The following is a 24535-nucleotide window of genomic DNA, read 5'->3' as shown; positions in this document are numbered from 1 at the left end:
CGTGATTAATCCTTCTCAACTTGCTCTGGTTTCCATTGGCGCACAGCCCAAATGATGAAACCGATTAGGAAGAATGAAGAGAATGGTAATACTAATAAACCATTCGCTTGGTACCAACCACCGTTTTGAACTAAAGGTAAAATCTCGATACCAAAAATAGTACCAAAACCTAATAATTCACGGAAGAAAGCAACTGTGATAAGAATGAAACCGTAACCTAAACCGTTACCGATACCATCCATAAAGCTCACACCAGGCTTCTCTTTCATTGCGAATGCTTCAGCACGGCCCATTACAATACAGTTAGTAATGATTAGACCGATGTAAACTGAAAGCTCTTGAGAAAGCGCGTATGAGAACGCTTTAAGCACTTGGTCTACAACGATTACTAATGAAGCGATAATCGCCATTTGCACGATAATACGTACACTAGATGGAATGTGGTTACGAATAATCGAGATGAATAAGTTCGAAAACGCCGTTACGAAAACAACCGCCATGGTCATTACTAACGCATTCGCCATTGAACTTGTAACCGCAAGTGCAGAACAAATACCTAGTACTTGTAAAGCAATTGGGTTGTTATCGAAAATCGGTTTCGTTAAAACTTTATTAGTTTCAGATGACATTAGTTCAACCCTCCACGATTCTTCTCGATGAATGGTAAGTAACCTTCTTCACCGAACCAGAACTGAAATGTTTTTGTTACGCCGTTAGCCGTAAGCGTTGCACCTGATAAACCGTCAACTTGGTAAGCTTCCATTGGGTTACCAGCTTTTACGCCACCTTTAACAAGCTCAACCTTAACTTGGTTGTTATCGTCAAAAATTTTCTTACCAGGCCATAAAGCAATCCAGTTAGGGTTAAGTACTTCAGCACCTAAGCCCGGAGTTTCTTTCATGTCAGCCGTGTAAATAACGTTACGGATAGTGTTTAAGTCAGCTTCTACACCAACAAACGCATACATAAGATCCCAAAGACCTGAACCAACCATTGGAAATACTACTGTTTCAACCTTACCAGCACCATCACGTACTAAGTAAATTACCGCATCGTGAGAGCGACGGTTGATACCTGCAATATCATTCTTAGGCTTATCAGACTTGGCATTATCACGAGAGTTACGACGCTCGTCGAATAACTCAGGGTTACCATCGATAAACTCACCAGAATCTAAGTCGATCATTTTCGCTTCAACAAATTGTTTGAACGTTTGCTGAATTGAAGCTTTTGTGCCGTCAGTCATTTTTAAAATGCCCGCAGCTGTCAAAATTTTAGTTTGTTGATCAAGTAGTTTATTTTCTACTTGTAGAGGCTTTAATTGAACCGCTGAAATTGATACTAAGGCAGCACATGCTAAACACACTGCCATAACAAAACCAACCGTTTTACCAAATGTTTCTTTTTTAGCCGACACGTGCAAGCCTCCGTTTAACATTTGATTGAACCACGAAGTAGTCAAACAGTGGAGCAAATAAGTTAGCAAATAAGATAGCTAACATCATTCCTTCAGGGAATGCTGGGTTAACTACGCGAACTAGAACCACCATGATGCCTACTAACGCACCGAATAAATACTTACCTTTATTGGTAAATGACGCTGATACAGGGTCAGTTGCCATAAACATCATACCGAAAGCAAAACCACCAACAACTAAGTGCCAATGCCATGGCATTGCAAATAGTGCGTTTGTATCACTTCCAATAGCGTTGAATAGCGTTGCGGTTAATACCATACCAACGAACACACCTAACACGATGCGCCATGACGCAATACCTTTATAAAGGATATAAGCACCACCTAATAAAATAGCAGCAGTAGATACTTCACCAACTGAACCTGGAATAAAGCCCCAGAACGCATCCCACCATGCTTGAGTACCCCAAGAGTAATCAATTGCACCAGCTTGTGCAGCGGCACCAGCGGCTAAGTGAGTAGCACCAGAGAAACCGTCAACTGCAACCCATACTGAGTCACCTGAAATTTCTGCAGGGTAAGCAAAGAATAAGAATGCACGACCCGCTAAAGCTGGGTTTAAGAAGTTCTTACCTGTACCACCAAAGATTTCTTTCGCTACAACAACACCGAAGGTGATACCGATAGCAACTTGCCATAATGGAATAGAAGCAGGAAGAATTAATGCAAATAGAATAGAGGTTACGAAGAATCCTTCGTTAACTTCATGCTTACGAACCGCAGCAAATAATACTTCCCAGAAACCACCAACAATAAAGGTAGTTGCATATATAGGCAGGAAGAAACATGCGCCGTAAAGCATCATAGTAAACCAACCAGCATCTGCCGTGAGTTCACCACCAAACATGTGGAATAAGCCAACTTGCCATGAGTCAGGCAAAGCGTAACCAGCAGCTAGTGCTTCAGTTGCTTGAAAACCAATGTTGTACATACCAAAGAACATGGCAGGGAATACCGCTAGCCATACTGTGATCATGATACGTTTAAGGTCAATACTGTCGCGAACGTGAGTTTTACCCTTAGTTACATAACCTGGAGTAAATAAACCCGTTGCAATGGCTTCATATAAAGCAAACCATTTTTCGTGTTTACCGCCCTTTTCAAAATGCGGCTCGATATCTTCAATAAACTTTTTCAAAGCCATGACTAACCTTCCTTCTCAATTGTGGTTAGACATTCACGAAGCATAACGCCATAGTCTGACTTGCCTGGACAAACAAACGTACATAACGCTAAATCTTCTTCGTCTAGCTCTAAAGCACCAAGTGCTTGAGCACCATCTGTGTCACCTGCACATAAATCGCGAAGCAAAATAGTTGGTAAAATGTCTAGCGGCATAACTCGCTCGTAGTTACCAATTGGTACCATGGCACGAGAACTACCATTTGTAGTTGTCGTCATGTTGAATAATTTGCTTGGGAATAAATGTGACATGTAAGCACGTGTTACAGAGAACTTGTTAGGACCTGGGTACATGTAACCGATAAATTCTTTTTCGCGACCTTCGCGAAGCATTGCAACTTGCACGTGGAAGCGACCAAGGTAAGCGTGAACGCCAGCAGCGTGAGCACCTTGTAAAATTGAACCAGAGATTACACGAAGTTCTACATCGTTTGCTTCACCAGCTGTCAAGTCGTTTGTGCTAGCGCCAACTAAAGTACGCACTAAACGTGGGTTCTTAGCTTCTGGACCACCTAACGCAACTACGCGAGTGCTATCAAGTTCACCAGTAGTAAATAGTTTACCAACAGCGATAACGTCTTGATATCCGATGTGCCATACAAACTTTTCAGCGCCTACTGGGTTTAAGAAGTGAATATGTGTGCCAACAAGACCTGCTGGGTGCTTACCCGCAAACTCGTTAACTTCTTCTTTACCTGTAGTAGGAATGTCAGCATTAGGTGCTTTAGAAACGAAAACCTTACCTTCCGTTAAACGACCTAAAACAGTTAAACCATTTTTAAACGCTTCACTTTGATCTTTAATAATAACTGCTGGATCTGCCGCTAACGGGTTAGTATCCATTGCAGAAATAAAGATTGCGCTTGGCGTAGAGTCAACTGCAGGAGCTTTACTGTACGGACGTGTACGCAAAGCGGTCCACAATCCAGACTCAACCAAGTTATTTACAACGTCTTCACGCGCAATACTTGATAAAGCATCTTCTGCATATTTGGCGAAAGTTTCTTGTTCGTCGCCATCTACTTTGATAACAACAGACTGTAAAACACGTTTTTCACCACGGTTAATCTCAGTCACTACACCTGCGGCTGGAGCTGTGTATTTAACGCCAGGGTTCTTTTTGTCTTCAAAAATAACCTGACCTTTTTTAACACGATCGTCCACACGTACATGCATGGTCGGTCGCATACCCACATACTCTTCACCGAGTGTCGCAACGGTTTTGATGGACGGACCATCATGGATTACTTGCTGGGGAGCACCTTGTACAGGAACATCCAGACCTTTTTTTATTGTAATCATAAACACTTGCACTACTTTGACGGGAGTAACAAAACCAATTATTTACTCACCTAACGACTTTAAACTAGCGCCTAAAGCTGCTAAGTGAACAAACAAATGATTTCAGTGTATTCAGCAGAAAATCTTTTTATTGCCATAAAGGTAATAAAAAGCATCCACCGGCTCTAAGTTAAAAATATTCTGGCACGAATTTTAGCATAAATTTTGCAAATTGCGCTATCGAACCTAGATACTTTTCTTTACAATTTAATGCACTTTGCTGCTTTTTTAGACTAAAAACTCGATATTCACAATTTGTATACAAATAAAAAAGGCCTACTTTTAAGAAGTAGGCCTTTTTTCATACAGAATTTTTTCTAAAAATTAGATTAGGTTATTAATTTCTGCTAGTGGTGAAACATCAGCATCGTAATCAACACCATTGACACCAAAACCAAACAATTTTAAGAATTCAGCGTGGTAACCAACGTAATCTGTTAATTCATCAATAGTATCAGTATCTACTGTGTCCCAAATTTCTTGAACACGGTTCTGAACAGAGTCTTCTAATTCTTTGTAGTTCTGACTTAAGCGCCCTGCTTCGTCTAAACGCGGCGAATCGTTATATAAATTCTCGTTAAACAAGGCTTGAATTTGCTCGATTGTACCTTCGTAAGTGCCATCTGCCTTCATCACTTTAAACATCGCAGAGATGTATAAAGGCATAATTGGAATTGCAGAACTTGCTTGTGTTACAACTGCATTTAGTGAAGTTACATAAGCTTGGCCAGATAAGTCGCTTGTAGACTGATTAATCGCACCAGCAGCACGATCTAAATCTTCTTTTGCACGACCGATTGTTGCATGACCATAGATTGGCCAAGTTAATTTTTTACCAATATAAGTGTAAGCAGTTGTTTTAAAGCCTGACGCTAAAACACCCGCTTCTTTTAATGCGCTGATCCACAATTCCCAGTCTGCACCACCCATTACATCAACAGTTCCTTGAATTTCCGCTTCAGTTGCTTCTTCAACCGAAACAGAATCGATAATGCGCTTTGATGTATTAAGGTTTTTAGTCGTTACCGACTCACCAATAGGCTTTAATGTTGAAGAGTAAACTTCACCTGTATCAGGATCTGTGCGACGTGGTGACGCTAAGCTATAGATAACTAAGTCTACTTGACCAAGTTCTTCTTTGATCACGTCAATTGCTTTTGCTTTTAGTTCATGAGAAAAAGCATCGCCATTGATGTTCTTTGACCATAAGCCTTCTTTTTCCGCGGCCTTTTGGAACGCTGCCGTGTTGTACCAACCAGCAGAAGCCGTTTTCTTTTCTGTAGGCTCTTTTTCGAAAAACACACCTAATGTTTTAGCACCGCTACCAAACGCTGCTGTAATTCTAGACGCTAAGCCGTAGCCAGTAGAAGCACCAATAACTAATACATTTTTTGGTTTGTTTTCAGGTTGAGTTTGACTTTTCACGTACGCTATTTGTTCATTAACATGTGCCTCACACCCTACTGGATGAGCATTTGTACAAATAAAGCCACGGATTTTAGGTTGAATGACCATATAATCGCCTTAGGTAATAAATTTCTCGAAAAATTGCCGCATAGTTTACCCTTGTTATTCCAACAAGAGGTACGAGCAGTGAAAAAAAGAAGCAAAAACGCGTTTGCTTCTTTTAACTGGTTGTAAATTCTAGCCTAATTATCGTGCTTCGTAATAGGCTTTTAATGTTAAATTGTTGTATTGACGCGCGTTATCTAAAAACTCACTGTATGACGCCCATACTTTGGCGAACGACTCATCAGCAGCAACCTGCTCTTTAATCACTTCGTCAGTATACCCTTTAAGGGCAGCCATCACTTCTGGTGGGAACTGCTTTACAGTTACACCATGTTTATTAATCAATGTTTGTAATGCGTTGTTATTTCTTGCGTTGTACTCATCTAACATGTTTTGGTTTACGGCACGTGCTGCTACTTCAACAATTTTCTGTAAGTCTTTTGGCAGCTCAGCTAACGCTTTTTCGTTAACTATAAACTCTAAATTTGTGCCGGTTTCGTGCCAAACAGATGAATAATAAAAGTCTGCTGCCTGATGGAAACCAAAGGCTAAATCATTGTATGGCCCTACCCACTCAGACGCGTCAATAGCACCACTTTGCAATGAAGAAAAAATTTCGCCACCCGTTAAGGTTACAGGAACAGCACCGGCGCGCTTAAGCACCTCGCCTCCTAACCCAGGAATACGCATTTTCAAACCTTTTAAATCGTCAATTGAGTTAATTTCTTTCTTAAACCAACCAGCAAATTGAGCACCAGAGTTACCGCCAGCCATAGGCACTACACCAAATGGCTTGTAAAGCTCTTGCCATAACTCAAGGCCACCGCCAAAGTGAAGCCATGCATTGAATTCATCCGCCGTCATACCAAACGGAATTGCGCTAAAAATAGGCGAGGCTGGCATTTTACCTTTCCAGTAATAAGCGCCGCTATGACCCATTTGAGCCGTCCCTCTAGATACCGCATCGAATACTTCAAAACCTGGCACTAATTCACCAGCGCCATAGACTTTCACGTTTAACCTGCCGTCACTCATTTCATTAACGTATTCAGCAAACTTTTCAGGACCCAAACCTAACCCAGGAAAGTTCTTAGGCCATGAAGTCACTAATTTCCATTGATACGTTTTAGCCGGTTCAGCTGCACCTGTTGGCGTTGCTGCGTCTTTGCCACAAGCAGTTAAGCCAAGAGCTACTGTCGCAGCCACAGCTAGACGATGTAAAAATGAAAGTCTCATAGATAATATTCCTTATAATACAGAATTAACCGTAAATCTTTTCCGGTAACCAAGTCACTAATTCAGGCCATATTGCCAATGCAACCAATAATACTAATTGCATGATAATAAATGGTACAACGCCGCGGTAAATCGACGCAGTTTTTATCGCTTTATTAGCAACACCGCGTAAATAAAATAACGCAAAACCAAACGGTGGTGTCAAAAACGACGTTTGTAGATTAATAGCGATCATAATGCCCAACCAAATAGGGTCTAACCCCATAGCTAACAAAATTGGGGCGACTATAGGAACGACAACAAACGTGATTTCGATAAAATCTAAAATAAAACCCAGTAAAAATATCACGGCCATGACTAAGATAGTAGCACCTAGCACACCACCAGGCATTTGCTCAAAAAAACCTTGAACAAGCTCTTCACCGCCATAGCCCCTAAAGACCAAAGAAAACAAGCTAGCACCAATTAAAATCATAAAGACCATAGAGGTGATTTTTACTGTACTGTCCATCACAGCTTTTAAGTTTTCTTTCGTTAGCTGTTTTTGAAGCAATGCTAAAACAAGCGCGCCCATAGCACCTACACCAGCTGCCTCAGTAGGCGTAGCAAAACCGAATAAGATAGAGCCTAATACCGCTATTATCAGTGCTAGTGGTGGCACTAAAGCCGATAGCATGAGTTTTGACACAGAGCGGCCTTGGGCGATTTTGTCGATATCTTCTTGGCTTAGTTTAGGAACACTCTCTGGCTTAATTGTTGCGTAGATGAGGCAATAGGCAAGGTACATAAAAACAAGAATCATCCCAGGTATAACGGCTCCTGCAAATAAATCACCTACAGAAACAGTTTCAGGACTGAAAATGCCCATGCTGAGCTGCGCCTTTTGATAAGCGCTTGATAAAACGTCACCTAACAACACTAAAGCAATAGAGGGAGGTATGATTTGCCCTAATGTACCTGTTGCGCAAATAATACCAGTAGAGAACTCTTGGTTATAGCCGCGCTTTAACATGGTTGGCAAAGATAAGAGACCCATAGTTACCACAGTAGCGCCAACAATACCTGTACTTGCAGCGAGCAACATTCCCACTAGGGTTACCGCTATACCTAAACCACCATTAAAACGACCAAACAAAATTGACATCGCATTGAGAAGATTTTCAGCGATTTTGGAACGCTCTAACATCGCCCCCATAAAGACAAACAGCGGTACCGCTAATAATGTTTGATTATTTACAATACCGAACAATCGATTCGGCAAAGCCGTTAAATACGTAAAATCGAATATGCCAAGCCCTGCGCCAATGCCAGCGAAAATGAGTGCAGTTCCAGCTAAAGAAAAGGCAACAGGAAAACCAAGTAGCAATACAAAGCACACTACTACAAACATGCCTAGTGCAATATATTCCATCAATTAGATTCCTCAGATTGTGAAGATTTGATTATTACAATGGCGCGCGCAGCCTCAGCCAAGCCTTGAATTATCAGCAAGACTGGAGCAATCAACAGCAAGGATTTACTGATATAAACGATTGGAAGTCCGCCAGCCTCAGGCGATTTTTCAAGGATATGCCATGAAGAAATAACATAATCAAAACACAGGAAGAATATAGCAAAACACGTGGGGAGCAATAACAGCAACACACCTAAAAGATTTACCCACGCTTGTTTACGTTGGCTAAATTTTTGATAGAAAATATCAACCCGTACATGACCATCGTGTTTATAAGTGTATGCGGCACCTAACATAAAAACCGCACCATGAAGGTACAAAACGGACTCTTGCATGGCCACAGAGCCAATACTAAAGCCATAACGTAACAAGACAATTGCAAAGCTGAGAATAACGGTAACCAAGGTGAGCCATTTAATTGCCTGCCCTGTTTTTTCCGTCAATAGATCTAAACCCTTGATCACGGGATCAAGCGAATGTAACGACATAGTCAAACCACTATTCTTATAATTATTTGAGATATAAACCGCTAAAGCTTAACAGGGATTCAATAACAATTGAAATAGAAAAGCCATAATCTCTGGCGATAACTTATGGCTTTATTGTACGACTAATTTAACAGGCTTAAGAATTAAGCTCGCTGCTCACGGCGAGCGCCACCCAAGCATTTAGGTGATAAAGGTGTGTTGTCTGCGTAATATTCTAGCCACTCTTTTTCCGTGTACGTGTGCAGTGCAAGCGCATGAATATGTTCAGAAAGTTCTTCTGCTAATGTCGCATTTATCGCTCGATGACGGCGAATTAAGCGCTCTCCCTCAAAATGCTTAGAAACGATAATAACTTTAAAATGTGATTCACTTCCAGGTGCCACATTATGCTGATGACTTTCGTTTATTACATCTAAATGGATAGGTGAAAATGCCGACAAGAGTTTCTCTTCAATGACAGCCTCAATACTCATAAAGTTTCCCTTGTTTTTTCGTGTTATTCACTTTTAATTTTAGCCTTAATCACTAATTTAGCCACTCATTTACTCCATTTACATAAGTAAATCCAACTAACTTATTGCTAGCTAAAACAAAATAATTTGCGATTTATTTTACTGCTTATTAGGCGTATTTACACTAGGATTTTACGAAATGTTAGATTGATACGCTCAGGCGATTCTATTCGCGATTTCAATACAGCGTGTTGCCAATGAGCTTGTGTTTTTCCTCTCATAATCAACAAGCTACCCGATGGCAGCAATATTTTGTCACTGACTTTTTTCTGCTTATGTTTCAAGTGAAAATAACGCTCGGCACCAAAAGACAATGATGCAATAACGGGGTCTGTTCCTAACTCTGGTTCATCATCGCTATGCCAGCCAACCGAATCGTTATGATCTCGGTAACAGTTTGCCAATACTGAGTTAAAAGGTTCATGGCAAACATGCGTTAACTTATCTTTTAATGCCGCAAGTGACTGTGTCCAAGGCCTTGGTTCCATTTTAAGCCCAGAATAAGTGTAAGCGGTATTTTCATCCCCATACCAAGCTTGTAATCGCGGAATTTGCACTAACTTACCGTACATTTGAATACAATCTTGCTGCCATTCAAGTTCAGCCTTTAATGCTTTTGCGATCTCTTTACTCTCCGCTACAGGAATAAAGTGAGGTAAAAACTCAATATCACAATCGGGTAGATGTAATTTGATAACTTCCTCGACATTTGATCTGTATGATTTTGACAAATTTTGGCACAATAGCCTTCTTTTTGTCACCCATTCTGTATGCCATGCTAAGCCCTTTTATTATTGATGACCAAGCACTCACGCTTTACCGCTTCCCTGAAAACCAAGTTACTCGTAGCCTTCAGGCTTGGGATGCTACTGATGAGTACATCATTAATTATCTAAACGACAATCACAGTGATACCGTTTTTAATCACGCACTAGTGTTCAATGACAGCTTTGGCGCACTTTCGTTAAGTGTTCGATGCAAAAAAGTAACCAGCGTTTCTGATTCAAAAGTCAGTCATTTAGGATTAAAAGCCAATGCTGAGCTTAACGACAGGCCACTTGAAAATATTCAACTTCTCGATAGCCTTAGTGAGTTACCAAGTGACACAGATCTAGTACTTTACAAGATCCCTAAAAGCAAAAGCTTGATGTTAGAACAGTTAAGACAAGTCAGGCGCTTTTGCAGTGAGTCAACCATGGTTGTTGGTGGTGACAAAGCAAAAAACATTACCAGCGCCATGTTAGCCGATATAGAAAAGCTATTAGGCACAACTAAAACTTCGCTCGCGGTAAAAAAATCTCGTTTATTTTTCAGTGAGTTAAACGCCGTCCGGCAAGAGCAACCGTTTAATCAGGTAAAGTCGTGGCAAGCTGAGCCGATTAATGCCACATTGTTCAATTATGCGAATGTTTTTGCACGTGAACGACTAGATATTGGTGCTCGTTTCTTTTTGCAACACCTTCCAAAATTGAGCCCGGAACAATCCGTTATCGACTTAGGGTGCGGTAACGGTGTATTGAGTATTGCCTTACTACAGCAACAAAACAACATAAGCCTTACCTGTGTTGACGAGTCTTACATGGCAATTGCTTCTGCACAAAAAGCAATTGAAGAAAACTTGCCAGAATTAGTGGACCAATGCCAGTTTATTGCCAACGATTGCTTAACAGATTTTGACAGTAACTCCGCTGACGACATCGTGTGCAACCCACCCTTTCATCAACAAAATGCCGTGACTGACCATATCGCCTGGCAAATGTTCAACGATGCGTTTCGCGTGTTAAAACGCGGCGGACGATTAACTATTGTCGGTAATAGACAACTTGGCTACCATATCAAACTCAAACGCATATTCGGCCACTGTAAAACTATCGCAAGCAATAAAAAGTTTGTTATTTTGCAAGTAATTAAAAAGGGAAAATAATGCCTAACTATCTTAAAAAGCTTATGACAATTGCGCTGAGCTCTTCGTTGCTTGTCGCCTGCGCTAATGCTCCTACTTCCGTTGTAGTTTCTCCTGAAGTGATGATTAGTCAAAGTTCATTGAATGCCAATAAAGCTGCTACTTTAACTGTACAAGATATGCGTACAGCACAGCATATTATTGAAATAAAGAAAAAGGACCAAGCCGCTCAATTGCTAAGTTTAGGGAACTCTCTTACTAGTGCGATACAAACACCAATGCAAAAAAGCTTTGAAAAAACAGGGTTGCTAATATCAGGAAGCAGCGGCAATCAAGTAACCCTGTTTATTAATTCTGCATTGATTTCCGTAGAGCAAGAGTTAACTAAATACAGCTCAACTAGCCAAATAAGATTAACGGCGAAAGTTGAAAACAATAATGAAACGTTAACTAAAACCTTTAACAGCAAAACAACCAGCGAAGGTGTATTAAAAGCAGATATCGCCGTATTGGAGCGCGACTTTAGTCAACAACTTGCCAATTTATTAGGGCAAATCGCTCAAGACCCTGAAATCTCACAATACTTACAGTAATCAACAGGCCAACTAAATGACTTCTTCAATTTGTTTACGAAAGTTACTTACCACGTTATTTTCCTTCGCGATATTTTGCGTAAACGCACAAAACAAAAGCATTGATCCTGACAATCTCTTCCCTCAAGTTAAGCTTGAAACAAACTTTGGCGTCATTGTTGTCGAACTAGATCGCACTAAAGCACCATTGACTGTCGATAATTTTTTGAACTATGTCGTTAGTGGTGATTACAACAATACGATTTTCCACCGAGTCGAAAAAGACTTTGTCGTGCAAGGTGGTGGTTATAATACGGAGAGCGAAATAAAAGACTCGAAAGGCACTTTAGTCAATGAAGCAGGAAATGGCCTAAAAAATGATATGGGCACTATTGCGATGGCTAGAGAAAACAAGCCACATTCTGCGAACCGTCAGTTCTTTTTCAATCTAGCTGACAATAACGCACTTAACCCTGGACGAAAATGGGGCTACGCCGTATTTGGTGCAATAGTTGAAGGTGAAGATGTGTTAGAAAAAATAGGGGCAGTTCCTGTAGATTATGACGAGTCTTTAGGTTGGGAAAATGTCCCCGTTGAGCCTGTGATTTTGAAAAAGGCCACCTTACTTCCCGCTGCATTTTAAGCCAGTAGCGAATCTTAATATAAGCTAACGAGCTTATTAGAAACATTTCGATAACATTTTCCTATAAGTACTTCTTTGACAAGCACGCGATTTTCAACGATACCTAAGAGTAGTCGCGTGTTAGTCATCAATATAATAACAACAATCTCTTTTGCCTTTTTTAGTGCCCAGTGTTCTAGCATGCAGTGACCTTAGATACGGGGTAAGCAATGCGAATTGAGCAGTTTATTAATGAAAAGATTGTCCAGTCTACTGCCTATATAAAAGCAGTATTTAAAAAGAAGCTTCATTACACAGAGTTAGATAGGTTTGTTAACGACACCATGGAAGAATGGACGTTAATACAAGTTACCGATGAAACGCCAAGCAGCGCAAAAGAGCGCGTATTCTGGCATTTAATGCATGAGCTTTGCTTACACGGTAGCCAATCTTTGAATAACAACTTGTTTTTTCGCAGCGAGATAAAAACCTGTATAGACTTTTTTGACGGTAAGGGGAGCTACCCTATCGATTGTATCGGTTGGCGGCCTTTACCATAAGCAAGCCCTCAACATGAAATGTTAACGAAGATCGGTTTTAAACCGCCGTTTAAAGACGCTCAGCAATTAAATTACTACAACTCAACTGACTAATGAATCCACCATACAAATTCACCTGTTAACTATTTTCGCTTCTTTATTTTTGTATTAACTGTTACTCTCAACAAAAATACGAAAAACCATTATTCTGTGCATAGTTTTAAAGACACTCTTCGCTATTTCTACAATAGAAAACTTCTCACTATTTTCTGCTTTGGTATTGCCAGTGGCTTTCCTTGGGTCATGATTGGCTCGGCTATGACTGGATGGCTTAAAGATGAAGGGTTAAGCCGCTCCAGCATTGGTTTATTTGGCCTTATTTTCGCCGCTTATAGTTTAAATGTTCTTTGGTCACCGCTGGCAGATAGAGTAAAGATATTCTTCTTAACGAAGCGCTTAGGGCTAAGGCGAAGCTGGATATTCCTCACCCAGTTTGTCATCGTGATTTGCGCGATTCAATTAAGTCAATTCGATGCACAAAGCCAACTATCTATGCTGGCACTGTTTGGCCTTTTCATCGCATTTAGTGGCTCAACGCAAGATATCGCAATAGACGCTTATCGTATCGACAGCCTGGCTGATGAAGACAATCAAGCGATGGCAGCGGGCTCTGCAATGGCGACAGCAGGATGGTGGACAGGCTACGCTGGCCTAGGAAGTATTCCGTTTATTTTGGTAAGCAAGGATAACTGGCAGTGGCCAGAAGTGTTTTTAGTACTCGCTGGCATTATGGCGGTGCTAATGATAACAGTGCTAGTGGTGTCTGAGCCAAAATCTACCCGTGAAGAAACTATAGATAAAATTCAGCAAGCATATTTAGAAAAGCTCTCGGTGAAAAAGAACGCCTGTTGGTCGCTGCTCGCGCTTCTGCCGATGATCATCATTGCAATTTTCTATGCCAATATAGGCTACCCTGGCTGGCCTTCTGAGTTGATTGACGAAAGCTGGCGTTTTCCACTGTTAACCCTAGTTTGCGTGCTGTTAATTATGTTGTTTGCGGTAAAATTATCTGCGCTTGGTAAAATTGTTGACACAAGCCGCGCCAATCACGTTAGTGCGGCTATTAATGCTGGTGCTATGCAAAAAACTACCGCTTGGTTGTTAGCGACGATAGTTGCCCCAATTCAAGAGTTTTTCCAACGAAACGGCACTCGGTTTGCCATTTCAATCTTACTGTTTATTTTCTTGTTTAAATTAGGGGAAGCCTATCTAGGCCGTATGTCAATTGTGTTTTATCGAGAAGTGGGCTTTTCTAACGAAGACATTGCTTACTACTCTAAATTAGTCCATTGGGGCACTACCATCGTTTTTTCACTGCTCGGCAGTATATTTACTATGCGTTTTGGTATCCTAAAAGGCTTATTTATTGGCGGTATCGCTATGTCTGCCAGTAATTTACTTTTCTCGGTGATGGCGTTGGTTGGACCGAATAAAGCTTTATTTGCAGCCACGGTATTTGTAGATGGTTTTACTTCTGCGTGGGGCTCTGTTGCATTTGTTGCCCTCCTCTCAGTACTTTGTAATAAAACTTTTACTGCAAGCCAGTATGCGCTAATGGCATCATTAGGTACATTTGGGCGAGTCATGCTTGGCTCTTATTCAGGGATTATCGTCGATTGGTTAGACGGAAACTGGGCTTTGTTTTTCGTCTTAACCTCATTGATGGTTATTCCAAGCTTGGTGTTTTTATACAGTATTAGAAAGCCCTTGAACAAGTTGATAGAAGAACAAGGGCAAAAGTAAAAGAGGCTTACACTGCAGAGAGCGTTGCTTGTTGAGGTAAAAAGTTATAGCTAATTAATTTAGCCGTACAATCTTTTGCCGCTAGCGGCCTACTATATAAATAGCCTTGATACACAAAACAGCCTTTTGAGGAAAGAAACTCAACTTGCTCTTGAGACTCAACACCTTCTGCGACTAAATCTACTTCTAGGGCATGAGACATTGCGATAATTGCCGATACAATTTGATTTTGTTTTACTTCCATAGGAACTTTAGCAATGAAGCTCGCATCAATCTTAATGGTATCGAATGGCAACTGTGTTAAATACCCTAATGAGGAATAGCCAGTACCAAAGTCATCAATTGAACGCTTTACGCCAAGTGCACTTATTTGACCAAGCATTGCTCTGGCACTGTCCATGTTTTTGATAAAGCACCCTTCTGTTACTTCGATTTCAAGTAATTCACTTGGTAAACCAGTACGCTCAAGCGCTTGTTCAACGGTGTACACCAGATCATGATTAAAATGAATTGCAGATATATTGACTGAAATTGGCCCACAATCTATCCCTTGTTTAAGCCAAAGCATGCGCTGGCTACAAGCTTCGTTAAGTACCCAATTATCAATTTCAACGATAAGACCAGCTTCTTCGGCAAGGGGAATAAACTGAGCTGGTGACACCCTGCCCAATTCTTCATGCTCCCAGCGAATTAGCGCTTCGATACCGGCAACGCGATTATTTTTCGGCTCATATTTGAGCTGATAATGTAAGGTAAATTCATTTTTCTTAATGGCAGAGCGCAAGCTATTTTGCATAATGAGTCGCTCCATAGACACCATGTTCATCTCAGGTGAAAAGAGTTGAAAGGCATTACGGCCATTATCCTTTGCTTTATACATTGCTGCGTCAGCATGTTTAAGCAGTGTTTCTGGGTCTGTGCCATCTTCTGGGTAAATTGCCACACCAATAGACGAAGTTACATGTAGTTCACGAGATTCAAGCTCATAGGGTTCGCTCAGCACTTTTGATATGCGTTCCACAACCTTAACAATGTCTTTAGGATTGTTCATTTCTGTAAGCAAAACAACAAACTCATCGCCGCCAAACCGTGAAACCGTGTCACCTTCTTTAATACACGCTTGAATACGATTAGCCGTAAGCTTAAGCAACTCGTCACCTGTTTTATGGCCTAAGCTATCATTGATTTGTTTAAAACGATCTAAATCCAAAAACAATGTTGCCGTGTGCTGATTATTTCGGTGTGCTGTAGATATAGCAACTTCAAATCTATCATTGAAAAGTCGCCTATTAGGTAACCCAGTTAACTCATCATAAAACGCTAAGGCATGAATTCGCTTCTCGTTAAGCTTACGCTCGGTGATATCACTAAAAATAGCGGCGTAATACTCTTGGCTATCGTCTTCTGGTTCAGCTAAACGCACTATGGTTAGCCACTCAGAGAATATCTCACCAGATTTCTTTTTATTGAGTATTTCCCCTTGCCATGTGCCTTTTTCTGAAATTTCTTGCCACATTTCTTGATAAAAAATGTGGTCATGAAAACCAGAACTTAACATACTCGCGTTTCTACCAACTGCCTCCTCCGCTTCATAACCAGTTAGCAATGTAAAGGCAGGATTCACCGAAATAATGACACCATTTTTGTCACTTACCATAATACTGTCTAGTGACTCTTCGATGATCTTCTCAGCAATAGATAGGTTCTTTCGCGACTCCTTCAATGCGTTATCGCGCTCATGAAGTACCGTTTGTAACTTCTTCACATAAGCGACTTCTATATCAGACAAAATATGCTGAAGCGATAACGTTCCCACAATGCGCCCTTCGTCATAGACCACTAAGTGACGTACATCGTGCTCTTTTATCAAGCTGTAAGCATTAAACAAAGAATCGTTAATGTCTATGGTCAGTAAGGGCGAAGTAGCTACCTGCCAGGCAGTTAAGTTTTCTTTGCGATCGGCAATATGAAACAACAAATCCCGTTCTGTTACTATGCCATAACCATCACCTTCGTGTTGTGCAATAATTGCCGAAGTGCTTTTAAGAGATGCCATTTTCTTCGCTACGCGATCTATTGGCTCACAGCCAGCGATAACAGGCACTCTAGGGTTAAAGTTTTCTTTGATTTTTCTTAGTTGAAGGTAGCGCTCTACACCTTGCTCTTTAATTACATCTGTTTGACTAGTAATGCCGATAGGCTCACCCTTGTTATTAGTAACGAGTAAATGGCGAACATTGTGGCGATGAAATGCCATGATAATCTCTTGAACACTTAAATGCTGTTCAATAGATATCACTGGAGAACTCATAAAATCTGAAATAGGCTCATTTAACAAAGCCGTATTAGCAAAGCAGAACTTCGCACAATCAGCTTCAGTCCAAATGCCCACGATATTGCCACCTTGTTTAACTAAAATAGAGCTTGTTTTTCGTTGTTTTATTTTTCTAGCGGCAACGTACAAAGGCGTATCTGGCGAGCAAGTTAATAACTTCTTATTAGAGAGTTGTGCTGCATTTATCTGGTGATCTTTGTCATTCACTTAAGTTACTTACTCTTGGACATAAAAATGCAACGATTTTACTGAAAAACTTCTGTTACACATTTGCCCTAGATCAAACAATAGAGTTTCAGTTGTTAAGGCAATGTAAAATATGCTAAAACATTAAAAGAAAAGAACCTTGTTCAATGACTTTAACCACAGGAACAAAAATTTAATGATTCGACTGTTTTTTCTGCTTCCGTTTATTATGTGTGCAATTTGGTGGTGGTACCTAAATGGCCGAGGATATTCATTGAAGCAGGGCTTAAAAGGGTTTGGCTATATTTTTGTTTTTAACGCAGTAATCATCTTATTTTTCACTATGATGATTCACGTTACTCAAGACTGAGCTCGTTAGCTAAAAGTAAATTAGACTATAGAAAAGCTAAAACGACGAAAATAAAGATACGGCTAAAATTCAATAAAAAAGCGCATAACCCAATTAAGGCATGCGCTTTTTTTATCTAGTTAGATAACGCGAGGTAACTCGCTTCTATTTAGAAGATAGAACGGAAAGATGAACGACCGCGACGCGTTTTACGGCGATTTCTCATTCTACTATGAAGCTCACGGCGTTTAGCGTCTAACCAGTCGTCTGTTGTAATTACAGCATCACCTGCACGTTCTTGTTCACGCTCTCTATAGGCACAAAACTCATTGAACGCTTCAATATCACCTGATAGCTCTTCAGCAACTAATTCAATCATAATTGCATCATCTAGGTAACCTAATGCTGGAATATGATCAGGTACTAAATCTTCTGGATCACTAAAATAAGCTAGCGCAGTTAACACATCTGCTCTTTCTTCGTCAGGAATTTGCCACTCACTATCTTCTACCATAGCAACAAGCGTTTCTAATTTCACAATTCTTTCTTGTACAAACGCAGGAACGCCTGACTTAACATCTTCACTTAACTTCTTTGCATTCGACAAAATTTGCTCTTCACTTAACGCCTTAGCATTAGTTTGAGCTTTTCTCATTACATCGCGAAAATGGTCCAAATCTGAATCTGTTAATTCAAAAGTTACTTCAAAGGCCATTATTGTTCTCCCTCATTCGATATTATCGGCTTGTCAGCAATGTTGGTCGTTTCGATTATTGCTGTAAACTTTCGCAGTTGTTTATTGCGTTTTTATACTGCGTTTAAACTTAGCACCACGGCCAAAACAAGCTTAAACGCTTCGCAATAGAAAAACGCAATAAACACCGTCCGTAGGATCCGCTTCCATACCCCTTAACCTTTGTTAAGCCGCATTAAACTCGAACAAAATGCCTACTACAACATAAAACAACACCTAGCTAAATCTAACAGAACAAACGCTATTCAGCACGTTAAAATTGTAAATAATGATAATAATTTTTAATTTATCATTAATTAGACATATAACTAAGGTTAACAAAGCTTCAAGCTATTGTTACCATTAAACTAATAACAACTAAAACAACGTCGTTGATAATGGAAAAGTCGGTACAACCAGAGGAAACCACGCAGCTTTGTGAAAACTGCAACAGTGCACTTATTGGGCCTTATTGTGCAAACTGTGGTCAGCAAGCTGAGCCCACATTAAAGTACTTTTGGACAGTCATTCTTCATTTATTGGACGACTTCTTTAGTTTTGATTCTCGTGCTAACCGAACACTGTGGCCTTTAATGGTAAAGCCAGGCTTTCTTACTGCAGAATATTTTGAAGGCCGCCGAGTACATTATGTGCCACCACTGCGCTTATATTTATTTATTAGTATCATATTTTTTATTTCCTTAAACTTTTTTGCCGACTTTCAACAAGACGATAGCTTTAAAAACGCACGTGCTGACCTTCTAACAAAAATAGAGGAATTATCGACTGAGAGCCAAAATAAACTTGAAGGCGACGAACTTGTAAAAGCCTTAAAGTTGACTAGCCAACTATCTAATAAGCTTAATTCAATAACTGGCGCCAATACGTTAAACAACACAGCACTCTTCGATTTAGTCGAAGAAATTACCAATTTAAAGCTTAGTCAGCTAAAGAATGGAGAACTAACAGACGTTAATGCAGAGTCACTGAAGAAGAAATTGACGACCTGGCAAGCATTAATGGACGGCAATGAAGATGCATTGATTGTTGGTGGTATTAATTTTGGTAATGACGAGCAGGGCAACTTTACCTTTGAGTTTCTCAGTGATGATGCCAATAATAAGCTCAATGAGTTTACTAAATCGATAGAGAAAAAATCACAAAACTCTTCTTGGGATGCGTTATTTAAACAAACTGTGAGTAAACTCCCTCAGTTAATGTTTGTGCTTTTACCTTTATTTGCGGTAATCCTAAAAGTATTTTATCTATTTAAAAAACGCCTTTATTTAGAACATTTAACAGTGGCTCTACATAGCCATAGCTTTATATTCTTTGCATTTATGCTAGTACAAATATTCGATTATTTAAGCGGAGTATTTGGTAGCGAATATGCCTTTCTTAGCGAGGTTACAGACTATTTAGCTATTGGGGTTTTAGTTTGGATCCCTATCTATATTTTCATCATGCAAAAACGGGTATACAAACAAGGCTACTTTATGACGACGCTTAAGTATTCGTTGATAGGCCTAAGCTACCTGTTGTTAATTACTTTCACCTTTGTCGCCGCGATGATCTGGGGCGTCGCTGATATGCCAACATAATTAGAATTGTGAACTTTCTTTTAGACATAAAAAAAGCAACCTATTAAGGTTGCTTTTTTTTGGATAATTAAATCAGCTGTCGATTAACGACGTAGACCTAACTTGCCAATTAACGCAGTGTAGCGCTCAACATCTTTACGCTTTAAGTAGTCAAGAAGCTTACGACGTTGACTAACCATACGTAAAAGACCACGACGTGAGTGGTGATCATGGATGTGCTCTTTAAAGTGACCTTGTAAGTGGTTGATTTGTGTAGTTAACAAAGCAACTTGTACTTCTGGAGAACCAGTGTCACCTTCTTTAGTTGCGTACTCAGCTACAACAGCAGCTTTTTGGCTAGCAGATAAAGACATAATAATTCCTTAAATATTTTAGTGTTTCAAAATCGCGTCAAGCCGAACACTAAATCAGCAAGACGTTCCAAAGAGCGCGTATTCTAACAATTTTTGCTCAGTTTGCAAGTTTACTCGCCAGGGTTTACTACGGTAATTCGTTTCGGGGCAACTAAACCATTGTCGTCAATCACACCTACGCCAATAAATTCATTTACCTCATGGTCTTCAATATAGACCTGTACAAAGCCTTCTACTGGAGCATTTGCCGCTTGCACTGGATTACCGTTTCTCAGGTAGCTAGCACTCATCGCATCTACCGACACTTTCGGTAAACCTTCTACCGCCGTGTTCATAGGCAATAACAGTGAATCTAATCGCTCAGAGGGTTTTTCACCATTTTCTTTTGCTTTTTCAAGTAGCGCGTTTAATGTCTCAAGCGTAACCATTTTGTCGGCAGGATAGCTGCCGACAGCAGTACGGTGTAAAGCAGATACATGAGCACCACAGCCTAGCATTTCACCTAGGTCATCTACGATAGTGCGAATATAGGTACCTTTAGATACTCTTAGTTCAATATCAACTTCATCACCTTCAAAACGAAGTACGTCTAGAGAAAAAACTTCAATCTCTCGAGATTCTCGAGGAACTTCTACCCCTTCTCTGGCGTATTTATACAAAGGCTGCCCTTGATACTTTAGCGCTGAGTACATTGACGGCACTTGCTGGCTTTTACCACGGAAATGCTCTAATGCGTCCATTAACTGTTGCTCGGTAACGTTTACAGGCTTTTCACTAACAACTTCACCGTCGATATCACTGGTAGTGGTACGGATACCTAGTTTAGCAGTCACCTTGTAGGTTTTATCTGTATCAAGGAGGAACTGAGAGAATTTTGTCGCTTCACCTAAACATACGGGTAACATGCCCGTCGCGAGTGGATCTAACGCTCCGGTATGCCCTGCTTTTTGGGCGAAATAGATGTGCTTCACTTTTTGAAGCGCATGGTTTGAAGAAATGTCGTATGGCTTATCGAGTAAAACAATGCCATTAACCGGACGGCCTTTTCTACGTTTAGCCATCGTTTTCTTCACCCTCGCCTTTCTCTTCACGATTTTTTGCATCTGATGCAACCGCTTGATTTACAAGGTTAGTCATGCGAACACCTTCAACAAGCGACTTGTCATAAACAAAACGTAGCTCAGGCATTATGCGCGCTTTAATGCGCTTAGCCAAAATACCTCTTACGTAGCCAGAAGCTTCATTTAGCACTTCTACAGCAACATCTACGTTCTGGTCTTCAAGGGTAAAGAAGGTCACATAAACGGTGGCATAAGCCAAATCGCGAGTTACTTCAACTGCATTAACCGTTACCATGCCTAAACGAGGATCTTTCACTTCACGTTGAATGATCATCGCTACTTCTTTTTGAATTTCCTGAGCAACTCGGTCAGTACGAGAATAATCTCTGCTCATAGATACTCCTAATTCATTCTCTTATGGAGATAAAAACGGGGGCAACGCCCCCATTTCATTAACAACTTATATCTTAAATTTTCACTTTAATAATTTGCGCAGACAATTTCGTTTTTAGTTAGGAGGAAACGCGCAGCGCATATAGATACGTGAGCATTTCCGACAACACTACAAGCGAAAGAATCAAGCAAAAATTAAAGTGATCGTTTAACTTCAACAGTTTCAAAAACTTCGATCTGGTCGCCAACTTTAACGTCATTGTAGTTCTTAACACCGATACCACACTCAGTACCATTTCGAACTTCTTGAACGTCATCTTTGAAGCGACGAAGTGACTCAAGTTCACCTTCGTAAATAACCACGTTTTCACGTAATACGCGAATTGGGTTGTTACGCTTAATAATACCTTCAGTTACCATACAACCAGCGATTGCACCAATTTTCGGCGACTTAAACACGTCACGTACTTCCGCAAGACCAATGATTTCTTGCTTGAATTCTGGAGCAAGTAAACCACTCATTGCTTGCTTAACTTCATCGATTAAGTCGTAAATAACGCTGTAGTAACGTAAATCTACACCTTCAGCTTCGATAACCTTACGCGCAGATGCATCAGCACGAACGTTAAAACCAACCACAATCGCATTTGAAGCTGCCGCAAGAGATGCGTCAGTTTCAGTGATACCACCTACACCTGAGCCGATAATCTTAACTTTAACTTCTTCAGTAGAAAGCTTAACAAGTGCGTCAGAAATAGCTTCTAGTGAACCTTGTACGTCTGACTTAAGTACCACGTTAACTTCTGACACTTCACCTTCAGCCATATCTGAGAACATGTTCTCAAGCTTAGCTTTTTGCTGACGTGCTAGCTTAACATCACGGAACTTACCTTGACGGTAAAGAGCTACTTCACGTGCTTTACGCTCATCTTTAACAACTGTTGCTTCGTCACCTGATTGTGGAACACCAGACAAACCAAGGATCTCTACCGGAATTGAAGGACCAGCTGATTGAATTTGACGGCCTAGCTCATCACGCATCGCTCTTACACGACCATATTCTAAGCCACAAAGTACGATATCACCTTGGTTTAGCGTACCTTCTTGAACAAGTACAGTAGCAACAGGGCCACGACCTTTGTCTAGCTTAGATTCAACAACAACACCACTTGCCATCTTATCAACAACAGCTGTTAACTCTAGTACTTCAGATTGAAGTAATACAGCGTCTAATAATTCGTCGATACCTAAACCAGTTTTCGCCGATACGTGAACAAATTGTACGTCACCACCCCAATCTTCTGGGATAACATCGTGCTGAGAAAGCTCAGTTTTAACGCGATCTGGATCTGCAGTTTCTTTATCCATTTTGTTAACTGCGATAATAATTGGCGCGTCAGCAGCTTTAGCATGCTGAATTGCTTCAACTGTTTGCGGCATTACACCATCATCGGCAGCAACTACGATAATAACAATATCTGTCGCTTTAGCACCACGAGAACGCATCGCTGTAAACGCGGCGTGACCTGGTGTATCTAAGAAGGTCACCATGCCACCTTCAGTTTCAACGTGGTATGCACCAATGTGCTGAGTAATACCACCTGCTTCACCCGCAGCAACTTTTGCCTCACGAATGTAATCTAGTAATGATGTTTTACCATGGTCAACGTGACCCATAATAGTAACAACTGGCGCACGAGTTGTTGCATCACCTGCATCACCACGATCAGAAAGTACCGCTTCTTCTAAAGCATTTTCTTTCACCAAGATAACATTATGACCCATTTCTTCTGCAACAAGTGCAGCAGTTTCTTGGTCAATCACTTGGTTGATAGTTGCCATAGCGCCCATTTTAAACATAGCTTTAACAACTTCAGCACCTTTAACAGCCATCTTGTTAGCTAATTCAGCAACAGAAATAGTTTCACCAATGCGAACTTCTTTCGTTTTTGCTTCAACAGGCTTTTGGAAACCATGTTTTAAGCTTTGTGGTGCAGAAAGAGTCTTCTTCTTACCTTTGCCCATAGTGACAGGCTTGTCATCTTTCTTACCTTTTTTCTTCTTGCGACGGCGACCACCGCCCTCTTCTTGAGCATCAACTGCGTCTTCAGCTTCTTGTGCGTAAACAGATGAAGTTACGTGTACAACATCATTTTCATGGGCTTTACGCTCTGCTTCTTCAGCTTTCCATCGAGCTTCATTTTCTTCAGCAAGCTTACGAGCGGCTTCTGCAGCTGCTTGAGCTTCAGCTTCGGCTTTTGCTTTCGCTTCTGCTTCTGCTTGCTCACGAAGCTTACGAGCTTCGTCGCTCTCTTCTACTACAGGCTCTTTATCTTTCGCTTTTTCTATTTCAGCCGCTTTTTCTTTTGCCGCTTCTTTCGCTTTTTGCGCTGCAGCTGCTTTTTCTTTCGCAGCTTCTTCTGCACGTGCTTTTGCTTCAGCTTCTTCTTTCGCTTTAGCTTCTGCTTCTGCTTTGGCCTTAGCTTCTGCTTCAGCTTTTGCTTGTGCAGCTTCCTCTTCAGCCTTGATACGTGCTTCTTCTTCCTCTTTCGCCTTTTGTTCAGCTAATTGTTGCTCTTCTAAATCGCTACGCTTAACGTACGTGCGCTTCTTACGAACTTCTACCTGAACTTGCTTAGCTTTAGAGCCACTACCAACAGAAAGTGTTGTTTTCTTTTTGCGGCTTAAAGTCATTTTGCTAGGCTGTGCAGCTGAGTCATCACCGTGCTGCTTTTTTAAATGTTCTAATAACGATTCTTTTTCAGATTCTGAAATGTCGTCACTAGCTGTTTTATCTATACCAATATCAGATAACTGGGCAACCAATCTTTCGACCGGCGTACCTACTTCATTGGCAAGTTGTTCAACTGTTACAGATGCCATT

General features: G+C 40.7%; 23 protein-coding genes. 7 read left to right on the top strand and 16 right to left on the bottom strand.

The window, feature by feature from the left end; genetic code table 11:
• Positions 1-5: 5 nt before the first annotated feature.
• From ACOB80_RS03540 to ACOB80_RS03495, 10 genes are all read right to left on the bottom strand, one after another.
• Positions 6-629, bottom strand: coding sequence for an NADH:ubiquinone reductase (Na(+)-transporting) subunit D (locus tag ACOB80_RS03540; protein WP_473164421.1), 624 nt, complete (start codon positions 627-629; stop codon positions 6-8).
• Positions 629-1417: a Na(+)-translocating NADH-quinone reductase subunit C gene (locus tag ACOB80_RS03535; protein ID WP_473164420.1), complete on the bottom strand. Its 789-nt coding sequence runs from the start codon at positions 1415-1417 to the stop codon at positions 629-631. The genes ACOB80_RS03540 and ACOB80_RS03535 overlap by 1 nt, the downstream gene beginning before the upstream one ends.
• Positions 1407-2621 carry an NADH:ubiquinone reductase (Na(+)-transporting) subunit B gene (locus ACOB80_RS03530; RefSeq protein WP_473164419.1) on the bottom strand — a complete coding sequence of 405 codons (1215 nt, stop codon included), beginning with the start codon at positions 2619-2621 and terminating at the stop codon, positions 1407-1409. The genes ACOB80_RS03535 and ACOB80_RS03530 overlap by 11 nt, the downstream gene beginning before the upstream one ends.
• Before the next feature lie 2 nt (positions 2622-2623).
• Positions 2624-3961, bottom strand: a complete 1338-nt coding sequence (locus ACOB80_RS03525) for a Na(+)-translocating NADH-quinone reductase subunit A (RefSeq protein WP_473164418.1) — start codon at positions 3959-3961, stop codon at positions 2624-2626.
• A 363-nt stretch (positions 3962-4324) separates the two neighbouring features.
• Positions 4325-5515: an enoyl-ACP reductase FabV gene (gene fabV, locus ACOB80_RS03520; protein ID WP_473164417.1), complete on the bottom strand. Its 1191-nt coding sequence runs from the start codon at positions 5513-5515 to the stop codon at positions 4325-4327.
• A 138-nt stretch (positions 5516-5653) separates the two neighbouring features.
• Positions 5654-6748, bottom strand: a complete 1095-nt coding sequence (locus ACOB80_RS03515; RefSeq protein WP_473164416.1) for a TRAP transporter substrate-binding protein — start codon at positions 6746-6748, stop codon at positions 5654-5656.
• 25 nt (positions 6749-6773) lie between these two features.
• Complete coding sequence (locus tag ACOB80_RS03510; RefSeq protein WP_473164415.1) at positions 6774-8159, bottom strand: TRAP transporter large permease; 1386 nt, start codon at positions 8157-8159, stop codon at positions 6774-6776.
• The gene (locus ACOB80_RS03505) at positions 8159-8689 is read right to left on the bottom strand and encodes a TRAP transporter small permease subunit (protein WP_473164414.1); all 531 of its coding nucleotides are present in this window, start codon (positions 8687-8689) and stop codon (positions 8159-8161) included. The genes ACOB80_RS03510 and ACOB80_RS03505 overlap by 1 nt, the downstream gene beginning before the upstream one ends.
• A gap of 143 nt (positions 8690-8832) precedes the next feature.
• A complete protein-coding gene (gene bolA / locus ACOB80_RS03500; RefSeq protein WP_473164413.1) occupies positions 8833-9162 on the bottom strand; it encodes a transcriptional regulator BolA in 330 nt (109 codons plus the stop codon).
• A gap of 158 nt (positions 9163-9320) precedes the next feature.
• Positions 9321-9932, bottom strand: a complete 612-nt coding sequence (locus tag ACOB80_RS03495; protein WP_473164412.1) for an alpha-ketoglutarate-dependent dioxygenase AlkB family protein — start codon at positions 9930-9932, stop codon at positions 9321-9323.
• Here ACOB80_RS03495 and ACOB80_RS03490 point away from each other — a divergent pair.
• The 5 genes from ACOB80_RS03490 to ACOB80_RS03470 all read left to right on the top strand — a co-directional run bounded on the left by ACOB80_RS03490 (position 9920) and on the right by ACOB80_RS03470 (position 14640).
• Positions 9920-11125: a methyltransferase gene (locus ACOB80_RS03490; protein WP_473164411.1), complete on the top strand. Its 1206-nt coding sequence runs from the start codon at positions 9920-9922 to the stop codon at positions 11123-11125. The genes ACOB80_RS03495 and ACOB80_RS03490 overlap by 13 nt on opposite strands.
• The gene (locus tag ACOB80_RS03485; protein ID WP_473164410.1) at positions 11125-11697 is read left to right on the top strand and encodes a YajG family lipoprotein; all 573 of its coding nucleotides are present in this window, start codon (positions 11125-11127) and stop codon (positions 11695-11697) included. Before ACOB80_RS03490 ends, ACOB80_RS03485 begins: the two co-directional genes overlap by 1 nt.
• 16 nt (positions 11698-11713) lie before the next feature.
• Entirely contained in the window at positions 11714-12319 is a 606-nt protein-coding gene (locus ACOB80_RS03480) for a peptidylprolyl isomerase (RefSeq protein WP_473164409.1), read from the top strand.
• A 209-nt stretch (positions 12320-12528) separates the two neighbouring features.
• The gene (locus tag ACOB80_RS03475; RefSeq protein WP_473164408.1) at positions 12529-12858 is read left to right on the top strand and encodes a hypothetical protein; all 330 of its coding nucleotides are present in this window, start codon (positions 12529-12531) and stop codon (positions 12856-12858) included.
• 189 nt (positions 12859-13047) lie between these two features.
• Positions 13048-14640 (top strand): AmpG family muropeptide MFS transporter, encoded by a 1593-nt coding sequence (locus tag ACOB80_RS03470; protein WP_473164407.1) that lies wholly within the window; start codon positions 13048-13050, stop codon positions 14638-14640.
• 7 nt (positions 14641-14647) lie between these two features.
• On the opposite strand, the gene ACOB80_RS03465 is transcribed toward ACOB80_RS03470, so the two are convergent.
• On the bottom strand, positions 14648-17182 hold the full coding sequence (locus ACOB80_RS03465; protein ID WP_473164406.1) for an EAL domain-containing protein: 2535 nt from the start codon (positions 17180-17182) through the stop codon (positions 14648-14650).
• Positions 17183-17357: 175 nt separating this feature from the next.
• Here ACOB80_RS03465 and ACOB80_RS03460 point away from each other — a divergent pair, with 175 nt between their 5' ends.
• Positions 17358-17531, top strand: coding sequence for a hypothetical protein (locus ACOB80_RS03460; RefSeq protein WP_473164405.1), 174 nt, complete (start codon positions 17358-17360; stop codon positions 17529-17531).
• Between the two features lie 148 nt (positions 17532-17679).
• Here the strand turns inward: ACOB80_RS03460 and ACOB80_RS03455 are convergent, their stop codons facing one another.
• Complete coding sequence (locus ACOB80_RS03455; RefSeq protein WP_473164404.1) at positions 17680-18225, bottom strand: YkvA family protein; 546 nt, start codon at positions 18223-18225, stop codon at positions 17680-17682.
• A gap of 416 nt (positions 18226-18641) precedes the next feature.
• Between ACOB80_RS03455 and ACOB80_RS03450 the strand changes: the two genes are divergently transcribed.
• Positions 18642-19844 (top strand): DUF3667 domain-containing protein, encoded by a 1203-nt coding sequence (locus ACOB80_RS03450; protein WP_473164403.1) that lies wholly within the window; start codon positions 18642-18644, stop codon positions 19842-19844.
• A gap of 83 nt (positions 19845-19927) precedes the next feature.
• Here the strand turns inward: ACOB80_RS03450 and rpsO are convergent, their stop codons facing one another.
• The 4 genes from rpsO to infB all read right to left on the bottom strand — a co-directional run bounded on the left by rpsO (position 19928) and on the right by infB (position 24534).
• Positions 19928-20197: a 30S ribosomal protein S15 gene (rpsO, locus tag ACOB80_RS03445; RefSeq protein ID WP_473164402.1), complete on the bottom strand. Its 270-nt coding sequence runs from the start codon at positions 20195-20197 to the stop codon at positions 19928-19930.
• Between the two features lie 110 nt (positions 20198-20307).
• A complete protein-coding gene (gene truB / locus ACOB80_RS03440) occupies positions 20308-21258 on the bottom strand; it encodes a tRNA pseudouridine(55) synthase TruB (RefSeq protein ID WP_473164401.1) in 951 nt (316 codons plus the stop codon).
• The gene (gene rbfA / locus ACOB80_RS03435) at positions 21251-21652 is read right to left on the bottom strand and encodes a 30S ribosome-binding factor RbfA (RefSeq protein ID WP_473164400.1); all 402 of its coding nucleotides are present in this window, start codon (positions 21650-21652) and stop codon (positions 21251-21253) included. Before rbfA ends, truB begins: the two co-directional genes overlap by 8 nt.
• 194 nt (positions 21653-21846) lie before the next feature.
• Positions 21847-24534 (bottom strand): translation initiation factor IF-2, encoded by a 2688-nt coding sequence (gene infB / locus ACOB80_RS03430; protein WP_473164399.1) that lies wholly within the window; start codon positions 24532-24534, stop codon positions 21847-21849.
• Position 24535: the final 1 nt, after the last annotated feature.

The organism is Thalassotalea coralli (assembly GCF_055786205.1).
This window is presented reverse-complemented; position numbering and strand designations above follow the sequence as displayed.